The organism is Flavobacterium sp. SH_e, assembly GCF_025717045.1.
Taxonomy (GTDB): Bacteria; Bacteroidota; Bacteroidia; order Flavobacteriales; family Flavobacteriaceae; genus Flavobacterium.
The window spans coordinates 579,507-595,069 of sequence record NZ_JAOVZN010000005.1; the positions used below are offsets into that span (position 1 = coordinate 579,507).

Genomic DNA, 15,563 nt, shown 5'->3' on the forward strand with positions numbered 1-15,563 from the left:
TAACATTTAAACTATTAAAATCATGAAAAAGTTATTATTAGCCGGAAAAGCCATTTTAGGAGCAGCACTTATCATTATATTCCTTCAATCTTGTAAAAACGAAACCAAACAAGAAGATCCAAAAGAAGTTGCAGAAGATGCAAACGAGGCAAAATTCGATTCTATTGACAGCAAAGAAGACGATTCTGAATTTTTAGTTGATCAAGCCGAAATTAATTTAGCTGAAATCGAAATCGGTAAACTGGCACAAACAAAAAGTACAAACGCCGAAGTGAAAAAATTTGGTAAAATGCTTGTTGATGAGCATACTAAATCAGCTTCTGAAGTGAGTGCTTTAGCAAAAGCGAAAAACTTTACTCTGCCAACTTCTCTAACCGAAGAAGGTCAAGACGAATACAATAAATTAAACGAAAAATCTGGTGTTGATTTTGATAAAAAATTCGCTGATATGATGATTGACGGTCATGAAAAAGCAATCAAAAAATTAGAGAAAGCCGCAAAAGATGCCAACGATCAAGAAGTTAGAACTTGGGCTTCCAACAATATTGCAGGTTTAACAGCGCATTTAGAACATGCTAAAATGCTGAAACAAAACCTAGACAAAAAGTAAAATAAATTTAATTGGTTATTATTTATTTTTTTAGATGCAAAGGCTCAAAGTTGCAAAGGTTCAAAGGTTTCTTTTAATAGAAAGAACTTTTGCTTTTAAGTCTTCATTTATTTACAAAACCCTCAAGAGTTGAATTGCTTGAGGGTTTGTTTTTTTTTACAGATATAGAGTTACATAGAGACAAAGGTTCAGAGTTTTTTCTTTGTCCCTTTGAACCTTTGCAACTTTGAACCTTATTTCCCAGCTATCTTCTGCAGATGCTCTGGATATCTTGAGCCTTCTATTGTTATTTTTGAAGCTGCATCGTTGATTTCTGAAAGGTCACTGGCAGAAAGAACTAAATCTAGTGCACCAAGGTTTTCTTCTAAACGATGTAGCTTTGTAGTTCCAGGAATTGGTGCAATCCAAGGTTTTTGAGCTAAAATCCACGCGAGAGCAATTTGCGCATTTGTTGCTCCTTTTTCAGCAGCAATTCTAGATAATAAATCTACTAACGTCTGATTTACTTTTCTGGCTTCTGGAGTGAAACGCGGTAATGTATTTCTAAAATCTGTACTGTCAAATTGGGTATTCTCATCAATTTTAGCAGTTAGAAAACCTCTTCCTAACGGACTAAAAGGCACAAAACCAATTCCTAATTCTTCTAAGACTGGAAAAATTTCTTCTTCTGGAGTTCTCCACCAAAGTGAATATTCGCTTTGCAGTGCCGTTACGGGCTGAACCGCGTGCGCACGTCGAATGCTTTCTACACCCGCTTCTGAAAGTCCAAAATGTTTTACTTTTCCTTCCTGAATTAAATCTTTTATAGTTCCCGCAACATCTTCCATAGGAACATTTGGATCAACCCGATGCTGATAATACAAATCGATTACATCTGTATTTAATCTTTTTAACGAACCTTCAATGCTTTTTCTAATCCATTCTGGACGGCTGTCTAATCCTTTTTTAGAATCTCCTTCCAAAAAACCAAATTTTGTGGCAATTACAGCTTTATCGCGAAAAGGTGCTAATGCTTCTCCCAATAACTCTTCGTTCAAAAATGGTCCGTAGCATTCTGCCTTATCAAAAAAAGTAATTCCTTTTTCATAAGCCGAACGCAATAAACTTATCATTTCGTTTTTGTCATGAGCTGGACCGTAGCCAAAACTCATTCCCATGCAGCCAAGTCCCAACGCTGAGATTTCAAGACCACTATTTCCTAATTTACGTGTTTGCATTTTTTTCTTTTTAGTTGCAAAGGTTCAAAGAAACAGAGGTTCAAAGGCTTACTTCTCTGTATCTTAAAACCTCTATTATTTTTGTTCGTTGATATAGCTTTCCTTTTTCAACTCAAATATTGGAAAACTTTGTCCCTTTGAGCCTTTGCCACTTTTTACTATTGCTTAGCTTTTTGCTTTTTAATTGCAAAGGGACAAAGATTATCCTCTTTACCCTTAAAACCTTTCTTTAGATTTTTTTCTTTTCAGCTCAAAAATTAGAAACCTTTGTCCCTTTGAGCCTTAGCAACTTAGCATCTTATTTTAAAGACTCCATATCAATTACAAAACGATATTTGATATCTCCTTTTAATAATCTTTCGTAAGCATCATTTACGTCGTTTACGCCAATTAATTCTATGTCTGCAGTAATGTTGTGTTCTGCACAAAAATCAAGCATTTCTTGAGTTTCTGCGATTCCACCAATTGCTGAACCAGCGAAGCTTCTTCTTCCTAATAAAAGGCTGAAAGAAGTTACGGGAAGTGGTTCCATTGGAGCTCCAACAAGTGTTAACGTTCCGTCTACTTTAAGTAGATTTAAATACGAATCGATATTGTGTTCAGCTGAAACGCAGTCTAAAATAAAGTTCAAACTTTTAGCATGTTTTGCCATTTGTTCTTGATCTGTAGATAAAACTACTTCGTCTGCTCCAAGACTTTTTGCTGCATCAAATTTAGATACCGATGTAGTAAAAACCACCACATGAGCTCCCATAGCTTTCGCCAATTTGATTCCCATATGTCCTAAACCGCCAATTCCTACGATTCCTACTTTTTGCCCAGGCCCAACTTTCCAGTGTTTTAACGGAGAATAAGTTGTAATTCCGGCACAAAGTAATGGTGCAACTCCAGCAAGATCTAATTTATCAGAAATATGTAATACATAATTTTCATCTACAACAATACTTTGAGAATATCCTCCAAAAGTATGTCCGCCTAAATGTTTGTCTGGTGAATTGAATGTCAATATGTTCCCTTCGTCACAGTATTGTTCTAAATCATTTTTGCAATGTTCACATTCTCTACAAGAATCTACCATACAGCCAACTCCAGCCAGTTCACCAACTTTAAAGTTTTTTACATGATCCCCTACTTTTACTACTCTTCCCACGATTTCGTGACCTGGAACAATTGGATACATTGTTCCATGCCATTCATTTCTAGCTGAGTGCAAATCTGAGTGACAAATTCCGCAATACAAAATTTCGATTTCTACGTCGTGTGCCTGTACTGCTCTTCTTTTAATATCTAGGGTCTTCAATGGTGCCTCGGCAGCTTCAGTACCAAAGGCTTTAATGCTTTTTGTTTCCATAATTTATTGTTGTTTTTTGTTTCAAGTTTCAAGTTTCAAACCGTTCTGAAATCGCAATAGAAATCTAGCTGATTCTTATTGATTTACAAACAGTTACATAAATTTCGATTATTTTTACCTAATCAAAAAATATAATCTGTTATAAATCAGTAAAATCTGCGCAAAAAACTTAGTATTTCAAAATCTTAGTATCTCGGAGACTTAGAAAGAATAATATTCCTCATCAGTAACACTGTCCATCCATGTTCCTGAACCTTTGTCCACTTCTGTAACGATGGTAATATGAGAATATCTTGTTTTTGGAGTTGCTCCGTACCAATGTTCTACTCCAGGTAAAACTGTAATTACTTTTCCTTTTTCGATAAGATTAATTTGTCCGCCTCTTTCTTGGTAATACCCAACTCCATCTGTTACAATGATTAGTTGCAAACTTGCATTACTGTGCCAATTACTTCTTGCTCCGGGTTCAAAAGAAATATCTTTGATAACAGTATTTTCAGGATGAATTTCGCTTGTTTGCTTTTTATATGACACTTCGCCTGTCATATAAGTATTTGGGATTTTACCTTCTTCGATTACAGCAGTGAAATGTGTCGACATAATTTCGTTGTTTTTAGGTTAATAATTAATTTAAAAGTTGTTATAAGCTTATTTCAGTGAAATAATCAATACATCGAATCTCTTTCTAGAAAGAGATTTTGATTTTAGCAATATTTTAAAAATGTTATATTTTTCTATTATCAAAAATTTAAAACTAAATATAAAGCTGGACATCGCTTTTGTGAAGTGTCATTTAGCCGTTTAAAAACTGATACAAAGATTCGTTGTTTATTTCAGGGCAAATGTAGAACAATACTACAATGCTGAAATAACAATATTCAAACAAAAAATTAAGAAATTGAAACAATTTACATTCGAAGTGATTTCGGAACCGTTCCTGTAAGTCTTTTAAAGTAATTATTGAAGTAACTCGGATATTCAAATCCAAGCGAGTAACCAATATCCGAAATGCTCCAATCTGTGTGTTGCAATAAAGCTTTTGCTTCGTTGATTATTCTTTCGGAAATGTGAGCCGTAGTTGGCTTTCCAGTAACTTCTTTTACAGAACGATTTAAGTGATTTACGTGCACAGAAAGGCTTTGCGCGTAATCTTGAGGCGTTTTTAAGGCTAAAGGCTGATTTTTAGTCTCGATTGGAAATTGTCTTTCTAATAATTCTAAAAACAGAGAAGTAATTCTTGAAGAAGCATTTTTATGTTTAAAGAAATTCTCCGAAGGCTGCATTTTCATCGATTCATGAATAATCAAATTGACGTAACTGCGCATCAAATCATCTTTGAATGCATAATCGGTTTCATATTCTTCGATCATTTTTTGGAACAACGAATCTATAAACACCTTTTGCTCAGGAGTTAAAGAAAAAATTGGAGTTCCTCCTATTTTAAACAAAGGCGATTCGTGAAGAGTTTCTGATCTATCTTTGGTTTTAAAAAACTCTTCTGTAAAAACGCAGGCATAACCTTCGTATCCTTCAGAAAGCGTTTCCCATGAATATGGAATAATCGGATTACCGAAAAACAAAATCGTTCCATCGGTTTCTATTCCGCGGTCAGCATATTGTATAATGCTTTTACTAGTGTTTATACAGATTTTATAAAAGTCTCTTCGGCTGTAAACGGGAACTTTACTGAAATCTCCATTTATAGGATAAACTTTAAAACCTTTCATCTTCAAATCTGAAGTGAAATCGCAATTCTGTGTTTCTGTTTGATTATTCATTTTGCAAAGTTATGAAAATCAAACATTATTCTTTTGTTAATTTTTTGTTTCAGATTTAAAGTTTCAGGTCTGTTAATTTAACCGCAGAGTTCGTTAAGTTTTTTTTGATTAAGAGAAAATGCTTGCAAAGTCGCAGAGACGCAAAGTTCTTTTTCACGCAAATTTTACAGATTTAAGAAGATTTGTACCGATTTTTATTTTCTTAGCTTTTAAATCAAAATATAATCTACTTAAATCTGCAAAATCTGCGTGAAACTATTTTATACTCAAAGTTGTAGCTCGCAATCCTTTCGCAGAAGCTGACAAAACTACTTCTTTAGCATTTTCATCCTTCTGAATGATAATTTGTGCATAACCATTAAAAAGCTTTCTTTTCCAAGATTCTGCTGGTGTTGTTACTTGAATAATTCCTGGATCTGTATTCATAACATCCCAGTCTTTTGCTTTTTGTAAAGGTGTTGCTGCAATATGAATAGTATTTTTTCCTTGTTTTAAAATAGCCGAATTCAAAACATATTTATGAGCATCTTCTTTACTTGGTTCAACTTTATTTCCGTTCACAAAAACTACTGTTTCTACTCCTATTTTTTTATAAAAGAAACTTACTACATTCGAAGCTGAATTGTTCTTCAAATCAAATTCTCCTTTATAAATGTATGACGGAGCTTGCTTTTTGTAATCACGATCTTTAAATGCTTCTGTCCACTCATTTTCTGAATAATTAGGCAATTGCTGAGGCAAAGATGCAGTCATTTGCTTTTGTTCCATAAAATTATTTATAGCAACTAAAGCAATATCATTAATAAATTGATCACTTTCTAACGAAGTTGGATCGCCGTTTCCAACTCCTAAAATTTTTCCTCCTTTTATAGAAAACGTAATTTCATCGTTTGCTGTCGGAATGTGTAATCCATTTTTATCTGTAGATTCAACTGTCAGAACAGAAACATTTCCTTTTAAAACATTTTCCTTATCTAAAGACAATTTAATGTTATCAGATTTTCCGGTAGTTTTCTGAACGTCTGATAATACTTTTTTACCATTTTTGTATCCAACAGCTTCCAAAGTTCCTGGAGTATAATTTACTTTCCATTCTAAATGCCCATTTTGTTCCATTTTCTTTTTTCCTAAACTCTTTTTGTTAAGGAAAAGCTCTACTTCGTCACAATTTGAATACGCCCAAACATCAATTTCTTTACCCTCCATTCCACTCCAATTCCAATGTGGCAGTAAATGCAAAACAGGCTCTTTTCGCCACCAAGATTTCAAATAGAAAACATTGTCTTTCGGGAAACCGCAAACATCCATCATTCCGAAATAAGAAGTTACAGACGGCCAGCCATAAGGCGTTGGTTCTCCACGATAATCAAAACCCGTCCAAATGAACATTCCTGCTAAATATGGCCTTTCGGCGTAGAATTTCCAGCCTTCTTCAATACTGTAAAAAGTTGGTCTCGGTTTTTTATCGTAAGCACTTTGGTAATGTTTCGCATCATCTGTAAAATAAATGCCTCTGGTTGCAAAAGTCGAACCTTCCTCAGTCCCCATTCCTGGCTGCTGTTTAAACTGATTTCTGTGTGCATCTATATCTCCGTTTCCTAAATAATTATAACCCATAATTTCTACAACAGAAGAAATTCCGCTTTTAAATCCGCTGCTGATTCCCACAGTTACAGGTCTTGTTGGGTCAATACTTTTACTGAAATCCTGCATTGTATTGGTAATTCTTTCGCCAGTAATTCCGCCTTCAATATGCCATTCTTCATTTCCAACCGACCAGCAAAAAATACTTGGATGATTGCGATCGCGTTCCATCATTCGCTGTAAATCATTTAAATGATAATCGTTAATTCCCATTAAACGCGTTTCATCAATAACCAACATTCCAAGTTTATCGCAAGCATCCAATAATTCTGGCGTTGGCGGATGATGTGAACAACGATAGGCATTTGAGCCCATTTCTTTCAGTTTTGCAATTCTATAATACTGAATTTCATCTGGGAGTGCCGTTCCAATTCCTGCATGATCCTGATGATTGTTTGTTCCTTTTAGCTTTACGTGTTTTCCGTTAAGAAAAAAACCATTTTCTGGATCAAACTTTATTGTTCTTATTCCAAATGAAGTTTTATAACTGTCAATTACTTTTCCTTCAATTTTTATTTCTGTCATTAACTGATACAAATTAGGCGAATCAATATCCCACAAAAGTGGATTTTTGACATTCAATTTTGATGAATAGGCATTTGTTTTATAAAATTCTGGAGCTGAAACATTTTCAGAATTTGTTGCAACTTGTTTTCCAGAAACATCCAAAATAATTTGACTTATTTCGACATTTCCTTTAAAATGACCTTTGTTCTCCAATTTTACTTCTGCAGTAATTAACGCATTATCATTTGTAATTTCTGATGTAACGTAAGTCCCGTTTTGTGCCACATGAAGCAGATTTGTTTTCTGAAGATAAACATGTCTATAAATTCCTGCTCCTTCATAAAACCAACCTTCTTCCATTGAAGCATCTACACGGACAACTATTGTATTTTCTCCACCATAATTTACGTAAGCCGTTACATCATACTCAAAACCATTATAACCGCTTTCTTCTGTACCTAAATAGAATCCGTTGAAAAAGACTTTTGAATTCCTAAAAACGCCATCAAATTTTAGAGAAATAATTTTCCCTAAATCTTCATTCGGAATATTAATCTTTTTTCTGTACCAGCCAATACTTTTCTCTGGGAAATTTTTTCCTGCTGATTTGAATCCGTGGCTAAAACTTGCACTTTCGCTAAAAGGCTGTTCAACTGCCCAATCGTGTGGCAAATCTAATTTTCTCCAAGCACGATCATCAAACCCTGAAGCTGCTGGTCCGTCACCAAATCCGGTTTTGGTTAAATAGGAAAAATAGCCTTCTGCATGGCCAAAATCTTTTTTTGTATCATATAAATGTCCGAATGAAAACCGCCAATCTTTATCAATCAAAATAAGTTCTCTTCCTGATTTATTTTGCGCTAATAAATGGAATGAACATAGAAGAAATAAGTAAAAAATCGTTTTTTGGGTAAAAGTGGTTTTCATGAGTTTGGTTGTTAGTAAATCAAATAGCGATAAAAATAAGGCTTTTGGAGAACAAACATTAATAGTATTTTATCAAAATATGATAACTCGTTCATACCAAATGTTTCTATAACGAGATTTAAAATTTAGAATGAATCTAATGGCTTCATATTCAAAAATGATTTTCTTTTGATGTAATTTTATATTGAAAATCTTAAAAAGCAATTATACGATGAGTACTATTATTAATGAAAATAGACTCCAGACAACTTTTAAAAACCTAGATCATAAGATTAATAAACTTAATGATCAAAAGATTGTGGCTTTTTTTGAATCTTTAGGATTGTTAGAAAGAAAAGATGTTCCGAAAGACTTTTTGAATTGGGAAAACATATTAATCGTTGTTCCAAATCGACATGTTTCGCACGAATTGAAATATTATAAATATACGATTTCACGAATTTCATTTTTAACAAATCCTTACGCAGATCAAATTCATATTTACGATCTCAAAGATTGGAAAAGCGCATCGGGAAACAAAACGCAGTTTCAGATTAGAGAAATGCTGAAAACGAGTTTTGGAGGTGTGAAGAAAGTTATTAAGGAGTCTTAGAAAAGAATTAAAAATCTGGAATTAAAAATTAAAAGTCCGATCTTCTTGATTGGACTTTTGTTTTAACCGCAAAGGCCGCAAAGATTTACGCAAGGTTCGCAAAGTTTTTTAATTCTTAGCGTGCTTAGCGTAAATCTTTGCGGCCTTTGCGGTTTAATAAAACTACTGTACCTCTAAAAGTTCTTTAATTTTTGCTTCTAAAGCCTGTCCATGAATATTTTTTGCTAAAATGATTCCGTTTTTATCAATCAAAAAGTTCAACGGAACAGATTGCAGCATATAATCTCCTACAACTGGAGATTGCCAGTATTTTAAATCACTAACGTTTGTCCAAGGTAATTTCCCTTTTGCGATCGCTCCAGTCCATAATGGCTTTTTGGTATCCATAGAAACTCCGTAAATAGATAATTTGTCTGGATAAGCATTATTCAGTTTTATTAATAATGGCTGTTCTTTAATGCAAGGCCCGCACCAAGAAGCCCAAAAGTCAACTAAAACTAAAGTTCCTCTTAAAGAAGAAAGTGCAACTTTCTCCCCTTTTGTATCTGGAAGATCGATTTCTGGAGCAATATCTCCAACATCTACACCTACAACTTGAGCTTTAGAACTGGTAATTACACAACATAAAAATGTTGCAATAAGTAAAGTTTTTTTTTCATAATTAAGTTTATTATTTGGGGTTTTCAATCTTGTAATCAGTTTACTTCTGTCATTTCGACGAAGGAGAAATCACACCAGATGCTCGACAAAGATTGTCGATTCTCTTTGCAGATTCTCGAGTGTGATTTCTCCTTCGTCAAAATGACAAAAATGATAACCAACCTTTACACTTTTACAAGATTATTCAAAGGCAAATATAAATTTTCTTTCATAAAACAGCTAGCTTTCCACGATTCCAATCATAAAATTATCCTAAATATTTTTCTCTTAATTGATATATCGGGAAAAGTCGATATATTTGCATCATGGAAACGATAGAAATTTTTAAAGCATTATCCAACAAGTCCAGATTACAAATGCTGGAATGGCTAAAAGAACCCGAAATTAACTTTCCGGGACAGCTTGAACATGCCGGATTTGAGCATGGTGTCTGCGTTGGGCAGATTCAAGCTAAAGCTGGTTTGACACAATCCACAGTATCCGAATACCTGTCTATTTTACAGCGCGCTGGTTTTATTGAAGCTAAACGTGTTGGACAATGGACTTATTATAAACGTAACGAAGGTGCCTTTGAAGCACTTAGTAAATTAATTCAATCTAATTTGTAAAATTACTATGAGTACAAACAACCTCTTTTCAGAATTTAACTTAAAATCGTTAAATCTGAAAAACCGAATCGTAATGGCGCCAATGACGCGCTCTTTTTCTCCTAACGGAGTCCCAACTGATGAAGTCGCAGCTTATTACCAAAAAAGAGCTGAAGGCGAAGTTGGCTTAATTTTATCTGAAGGAACTGTTATTGACAGAAAATCTTCTTCTAATGATGCTAATGTTCCTCATTTTTATGGCGATTTAGCTTTAAACGGATGGAAAAAAGTAATTGACGAAGTTCATGCTGCGGGCGGAAAAATGGCTCCGCAAATCTGGCATATGGGAATTATGGACAACCATCATTCTGGATGGGTTCCGCCTGTTCCATTTGAAGGTCCATCTGGATTAAACCGACCTGATTTTAGAAATGGTGTTGCCATGTCTGAAAAAGATATTGAAGACACAATTCTAGCTTTTGGTAAAGCAGCGGCCGATGCAAAAAGACTAGGCTTTGACACTGTTGAAATTCACGGTGCACACGGCTATTTAATTGACCAATTCTTTAGAGCTGAAACAAACTTACGTGAAGATATTTACGGAGGAAAAACACTTCCTGAGCGTAATCGTTTTGCAATTGAAGTGATAAAAGAAGTGAGAAAGCAAGTTGGAAATGATTTTGCTGTAATTATGAGATTTTCTCAATTCAAACCTTCTGATTACAATTATAAATTGGCTAAAAATCCGCAAGAATTAGAAGCTTGGCTTACTCCTCTTGTTGACGCTGGAGTCGATATTATTCACGCATCACAACGTCGTTTCTGGGAACCAGAATTTGAAGATTCTGATTTGAATTTTGCTGGATGGGCTAAAAAAGTTACTGGAGCGCCAACGATTACGGTAGGTTCTGTCGGTTTATCTGGTGATTTCTTTGGTGCATTTGCTGGAGAAAGTTCACAGCCAACTTCTTTAGAAGAATTAAACAGACGTTTCGATAGAGGGGATTTTGATTTAGTTGCTGTTGGAAGACCTCTTTTATCAGATCCGAATTGGGTTGCTAAGATTAAAGCAGGAAAAACAGATGAGCTAAAAGGATTCAGTAAAGAAGCTCTAGTACAGTTGGTTTTAGAATAATTTTTTTGGGTTCAAAGCTGCAAAGGCTCAAAGGGACAAAATTTCCTTTTGAACCTTTGTTTTTTTTTATTAATACAGAAATAAATTTGTTTACAATTTTGACCCTAAATAAAAAAGGGATAAAACAAAACGCTTTATCCCTTTCTGCATTTGTAACTAACAAAAATTACAAACTCTAAAAAAACTCTTTATGCTGTTATTGACTTTTTATTTTGAAACTTCTTTACTAACCAATTTCTAATTGGTTCATCGTATAATTTCAAACATACAAAAGCCAATATTATGGTCACAATTAAAACTCCGATTCCTTCTAAATATCCTTTTTCCATAGTTACTTTATTATCAACAACCCAAGCTGTAAACCAATAAATTAATGGATAATGTGTAATGTAAATTGGATATGAAATATCTCCTAGAAGTTTACAAATTTTAAGAGAGAATTCATTTTTAATCTCTCCTCCTGCTCCAATTGCAACAATAACTGGAAAAATTAAAATAATACAGATTGATTCGTACAAACCATTTATCCAAAGGCTATTTTCGTCTCCAAATCTTGGCAATGCTAAAACAATTGTGATTAAAATACTGCAAATCCAAAAAGCATTTTTTACATGAATCAATTTCCCTAAACGGCATAATAAAACTCCAGCAAAAAACGGATACAATAAACGTGTGAACCCAACATTCATTTGTTCCAAATTCAGCGACCATCCTCCGATTACGTCGCCTTTTGGTCCAAAAACAGTATAATTAATTAACAGTCCGGCAAATATCAGTACAAAAACTGATAGCACTTTATTCGAAAACTTACGAAAGATTAGGGCGTACAAGATATTTGCAATATATTCGAAAAAAAGTGACCACGCCGGACCGTTTAAAGGATGCATTTCTCCCCAACCTCTAATTTCTAATGAAGGCGGAATTGGCAACAATGTAAATCCGATGATCATTGTTAAAATAACTTTCCATACTTCCATTCCTGCGATTTGCGGAAAAAGTATATCTGAAGCCTGAAAGTAATAAAAGATAGCCCCAATAATCATTCCCACGATTACCATTGGCTGTAAACGGATTAAACGACGTTTGTAAAATTCCCATTGTCCCATTTTTCCCCAGCGATCGTCATACGCATAAGCGACAACAAATCCAGACAAAAGGAAAAAGAAATCAACAGCTAGATATCCGTGATTTATAATTTGAACAAAACGATTTCCGCCAGCAAAAGCTTCAAAAATATGAAAAGCAACAACTAGAATTGCCGCTACACCACGCAGGCCATCAAGTATTTCGTAGTGTTTTTTAGGTGTAATATCAGATGAAATTGAACTCATATAAAAATGGTTAATTATTAATGGTTAATTGAATTAATAATTGATAATTTACAATTAACAATTATTATTGATGATTTTTAAGCCATTCTGTTCTTCTTTGATCAGGTAAATGTTTTACAGAGAAGTTTTCGAATTTCGCTTCAAAGCCTTTTCCGTCTGGAGAAGCGGCCATTAAGCCAACCATTACTGGCGTGTTATCTTGTAAAGGAGCATTTCTAGTCATGATGTAGTTTTTGTCATCAAAAGAATAGAATATTTCAACAGCATCTAATCTTCTAACGGCTTTAATCCAAATAAATGGCGGTACTTTATCGAGAGTCGTTACACTCCAATCGCTTTTATCGTGTGTAACAACTGTGCTAACATTGAATTTTCCGTCAACAAACTCCACACCTGTTTTGATATAGTTTTTTTCGTCAATACGAATCATTAATCCCATTTGATCAAAACGAGCAATGTAATTTCCAGTCAATTTAACTTTTGCTTCAAATTCGCCTCCATAATTAGCGTAATAAAAAGGTGCATCATCAACTGTGAATCCATAATGCGAAATCCTCCAATAATCGCTATTTGCAGTAACATTCATAATTAATGCATTGTTTTTAATTTCCCATTTTTCAGGCTCATTAAACCATTGCATTTTATTCAGGCTCTGTGCTGAAATATTTTGGCACAAAACAAGTCCAATTGTAAAAAATAATATTCGTTTCATTTTATTTGATCCTTAATTTTCAAAAAGTAAAACTTCTAACGTTTTACTTTTAACCTCTAACTTTTGAAGACAAAAGCAAAGCTGCAAATTTTGACACTTGCAGCTTTACAAACCAACCAATTTTTAGAAATAAAAAACTTATTTAAGTGAGAAGTTCACTTTAGATTTTATATCTGTTGATGAAGCTCCAATAATTGCTTCGAAATCACCAGGTTCTGCAACCCAGTCATGTTTTTTATCGTCGAAGAAACTTAAAGCCGTTTTATCGATTGTAAACGTTACTGTTTTTTCTTCTCCAGCTTTAAGAGCTACTTTCTCAAAACCTTTTAATTCTTTGATCGGACGAACTAAAGAAGATTTCACATCAGTAATGTACAATTGCACCACTTCAGATCCTTCTCTGCTACCTGTATTTTTTACATTAACTGAAAATGTGATTTTATCTCCAGCATTAATTTGCTTTTTATCAGCAGTTACTTTTCCGTAAGCAAAAGTCGTGTAGCTTAAACCGTGTCCAAAAGGAAACAATGGTTTGATTTTGTTTTTGTCAACCCAACGGTATCCAACAAAGATTCCTTCATTGTATTTTACGTCATTTCCACCTGGGAATTCACCTAAAGCGTGAGCTCCATTATCAGACAATTTTACTGGGAAAGTGAAAGATAATTTTCCAGAAGGATTCACATCTCCAACTAAAACATTAGCTAAAGCATTTCCCGCTTCAGTTCCTAAAAACCATCCTTGAACAACTCCAGGAACTTCTTTAATCCAAGGCATTGCTACTGCATTTCCAGAAATATTTACGAAAACAATGTTTTTATTTACTTTCGCTAATTCGTTGATTAATTTATCTTGACCATAAGGCAATTCTAATTGTTTACGATCGTGACCTTCGTCATCTTGATTTTCGCTTTTATTTAAACCTCCAATGAAAAGAACAATATCAGCATCTTTAGCAATTTTTAAAGCCTCAGCAGTTAGTTCAGCTTGAGGACGTTTTTCTTCTAAACTTACTTTAGCGATAACTCCGTTATAGTTACTTGTCGGATCTCCAACATAACCTCTTGCATAAACAATTTCAGCTTGGTTTCCGATTTTTTTCTTTAAACCTTCAAGCGGCGTGATTTCGTACCTTGCTTTAAGCGAAGAACTTCCTCCTCCAACTGTCATCATTTTAATAGCATTTTCTCCAATTACAGCAATCTTTTTAGTTTTAGAAAGATTGATTGGAAGAATATTATTGTTGTTTTGTAATAAAACAATTCCTTCTTCAGCAATTTTACGGCCAGCTAAAGCGTGTTCTTCAGTTCCAAAAGATCCAAAAGGACGGTTTCTATCCATTGTAGTTAAGAAAGATAGACGTAAAATACGACGTACTTTTTCGTCTAATTCTTTTGTTCCGATTTCTCCCTTTCTGATCATTTCAGAATATGGTTTTGCTAAATAATAGTTGTCATAAGCATTACTTGTTCCCCAAGAAAGACCATTTGTCCAAGAACCAAATTCCATATCCAAACCGTTGTGGATCGCTTGTTTAGTATCGTTAACTCCACCCCAATCTGAAACTACAACTCCTTTGAAACCCCATTCTCCACGAAGAATGTCGTTTAATAAATATTCATTATGGCAGCATTGTTGTCCTTTGTATTTGTTGTAAGATCCCATAATCGACCAAACATCACCTTCTTGAACTGCAGCTTTAAAAGCAGGAAGATAAATTTCATATAACGCACGATCGTCAACGATTACGTTAACTGAGTTACGATTTGTTTCTTGATTATTTAAAGCGAAGTGTTTAACGCAAGCAGCAACCCCATTTGACTGAACTCCTTTAATATAGGGAACAACCATTTTTGCTGCTAAAAACGGATCTTCTCCCATATATTCGAAGTTACGACCGTTTAATGGGCTTCTATAAATGTTCACACCAGGCCCTAATAATACATTTTTGTTACGGTAACGTGCTTCTTCTCCAATAGATTTACCATATAAAGAAGCCAATTCTTTGTTCCAAGTTGATGAAAGTGCTGTAAGTGCAGGGAAAGCAATACAAGAATCGTTTGTCCATCCTGCTTGATCCCATTCGTCCCATTTTACCTCTGTACGAATTCCGTGTGGTCCATCAGTCATCCAGTTTTCTGGAATTCCAAGACGTTTTACACCTGGAGAACTAAATTTAGACTGCGCATGAATCATGGCAATTTTCTCTTCGGTAGTCATTCGCTTAAGCGCATCTTCTACGCGCTCTTCAATCGGTTTTTTATCGTCTAGATAAACTGGAACTTTGTTCTGGGCATTCACCCCCAAAGAACTTAGTAAAAGTAAAACAACAATTGTTTTAACGTTTTTCAACATAACAGTAATTATTAAAGCATTAGTTTATAAGTGGGAATGTCTTCCTAAGAAAACACTTTTTTATCATATTGTAAAACTAAAACGTTATCGTACAAGTTACATTTTTAAACCAAAAAAAGTAGTGAATTAAAAAATCAAAATATTGATTTACAACTGA

13 protein-coding genes are annotated in these 15,563 nt (G+C 34.2%); 4 read left to right on the plus strand and 9 right to left on the minus strand.

From position 1 onward, the window contains the following. Positions 1-22 precede the first annotated feature (22 nt). Entirely contained in the window at positions 23-610 is a 588-nt protein-coding gene (locus tag OD917_RS10415; protein WP_263523470.1) for a DUF4142 domain-containing protein, read from the plus strand. Positions 611-843: 233 nt separating this feature from the next. Here OD917_RS10415 and OD917_RS10420 read toward each other — a convergent pair whose 3' ends face one another. From OD917_RS10420 to galA, 5 genes are all read right to left on the minus strand, one after another. Further along, positions 844-1,827, minus strand: coding sequence for an aldo/keto reductase (locus OD917_RS10420; RefSeq protein ID WP_263523471.1), 984 nt, complete (start codon positions 1,825-1,827; stop codon positions 844-846). A gap of 298 nt (positions 1,828-2,125) precedes the next feature. After that, positions 2,126-3,178: an NAD(P)-dependent alcohol dehydrogenase gene (locus OD917_RS10425; RefSeq protein ID WP_263523472.1), complete on the minus strand. Its 1,053-nt coding sequence runs from the start codon at positions 3,176-3,178 to the stop codon at positions 2,126-2,128. A gap of 201 nt (positions 3,179-3,379) precedes the next feature. Then, complete coding sequence (locus OD917_RS10430; RefSeq protein WP_263523473.1) at positions 3,380-3,778, minus strand: cupin domain-containing protein; 399 nt, start codon at positions 3,776-3,778, stop codon at positions 3,380-3,382. A 308-nt stretch (positions 3,779-4,086) separates the two neighbouring features. Next, positions 4,087-4,956: a helix-turn-helix domain-containing protein gene (locus tag OD917_RS10435; RefSeq protein ID WP_263523474.1), complete on the minus strand. Its 870-nt coding sequence runs from the start codon at positions 4,954-4,956 to the stop codon at positions 4,087-4,089. Between the two features lie 255 nt (positions 4,957-5,211). Continuing rightward, a complete protein-coding gene (gene galA / locus OD917_RS10440; RefSeq protein ID WP_263523475.1) occupies positions 5,212-8,034 on the minus strand; it encodes a beta-galactosidase GalA in 2,823 nt (940 codons plus the stop codon). Positions 8,035-8,245: 211 nt separating this feature from the next. On the opposite strand from galA, the gene OD917_RS10445 reads away from it, so the two are divergent. Then, positions 8,246-8,626: a hypothetical protein gene (locus tag OD917_RS10445; RefSeq protein WP_263523476.1), complete on the plus strand. Its 381-nt coding sequence runs from the start codon at positions 8,246-8,248 to the stop codon at positions 8,624-8,626. 162 nt (positions 8,627-8,788) lie between these two features. On the opposite strand, the gene OD917_RS10450 is transcribed toward OD917_RS10445, so the two are convergent. Beyond that, a complete protein-coding gene (locus OD917_RS10450) occupies positions 8,789-9,313 on the minus strand; it encodes a TlpA family protein disulfide reductase (RefSeq protein WP_263523477.1) in 525 nt (174 codons plus the stop codon). Positions 9,314-9,591: 278 nt separating this feature from the next. On the opposite strand from OD917_RS10450, the gene OD917_RS10455 reads away from it, so the two are divergent. Next, positions 9,592-9,894, plus strand: coding sequence for an ArsR/SmtB family transcription factor (locus OD917_RS10455; RefSeq protein ID WP_091496855.1), 303 nt, complete (start codon positions 9,592-9,594; stop codon positions 9,892-9,894). A gap of 7 nt (positions 9,895-9,901) precedes the next feature. Next, a complete protein-coding gene (locus OD917_RS10460) occupies positions 9,902-11,008 on the plus strand; it encodes an NADH:flavin oxidoreductase (RefSeq protein ID WP_263523478.1) in 1,107 nt (368 codons plus the stop codon). A gap of 188 nt (positions 11,009-11,196) precedes the next feature. On the opposite strand, the gene OD917_RS10465 is transcribed toward OD917_RS10460, so the two are convergent. The 3 genes from OD917_RS10465 to OD917_RS10475 all read right to left on the minus strand — a co-directional run bounded on the left by OD917_RS10465 (position 11,197) and on the right by OD917_RS10475 (position 15,406). Then, positions 11,197-12,339: an acyltransferase family protein gene (locus tag OD917_RS10465; protein WP_263523479.1), complete on the minus strand. Its 1,143-nt coding sequence runs from the start codon at positions 12,337-12,339 to the stop codon at positions 11,197-11,199. A gap of 64 nt (positions 12,340-12,403) precedes the next feature. Further along, positions 12,404-13,051 carry a DUF1349 domain-containing protein gene (locus tag OD917_RS10470; protein WP_263523480.1) on the minus strand — a complete coding sequence of 216 codons (648 nt, stop codon included), beginning with the start codon at positions 13,049-13,051 and terminating at the stop codon, positions 12,404-12,406. A 138-nt stretch (positions 13,052-13,189) separates the two neighbouring features. Then, positions 13,190-15,406: a glycoside hydrolase family 3 C-terminal domain-containing protein gene (locus OD917_RS10475; RefSeq protein WP_263523481.1), complete on the minus strand. Its 2,217-nt coding sequence runs from the start codon at positions 15,404-15,406 to the stop codon at positions 13,190-13,192. Positions 15,407-15,563 lie beyond the last annotated feature (157 nt).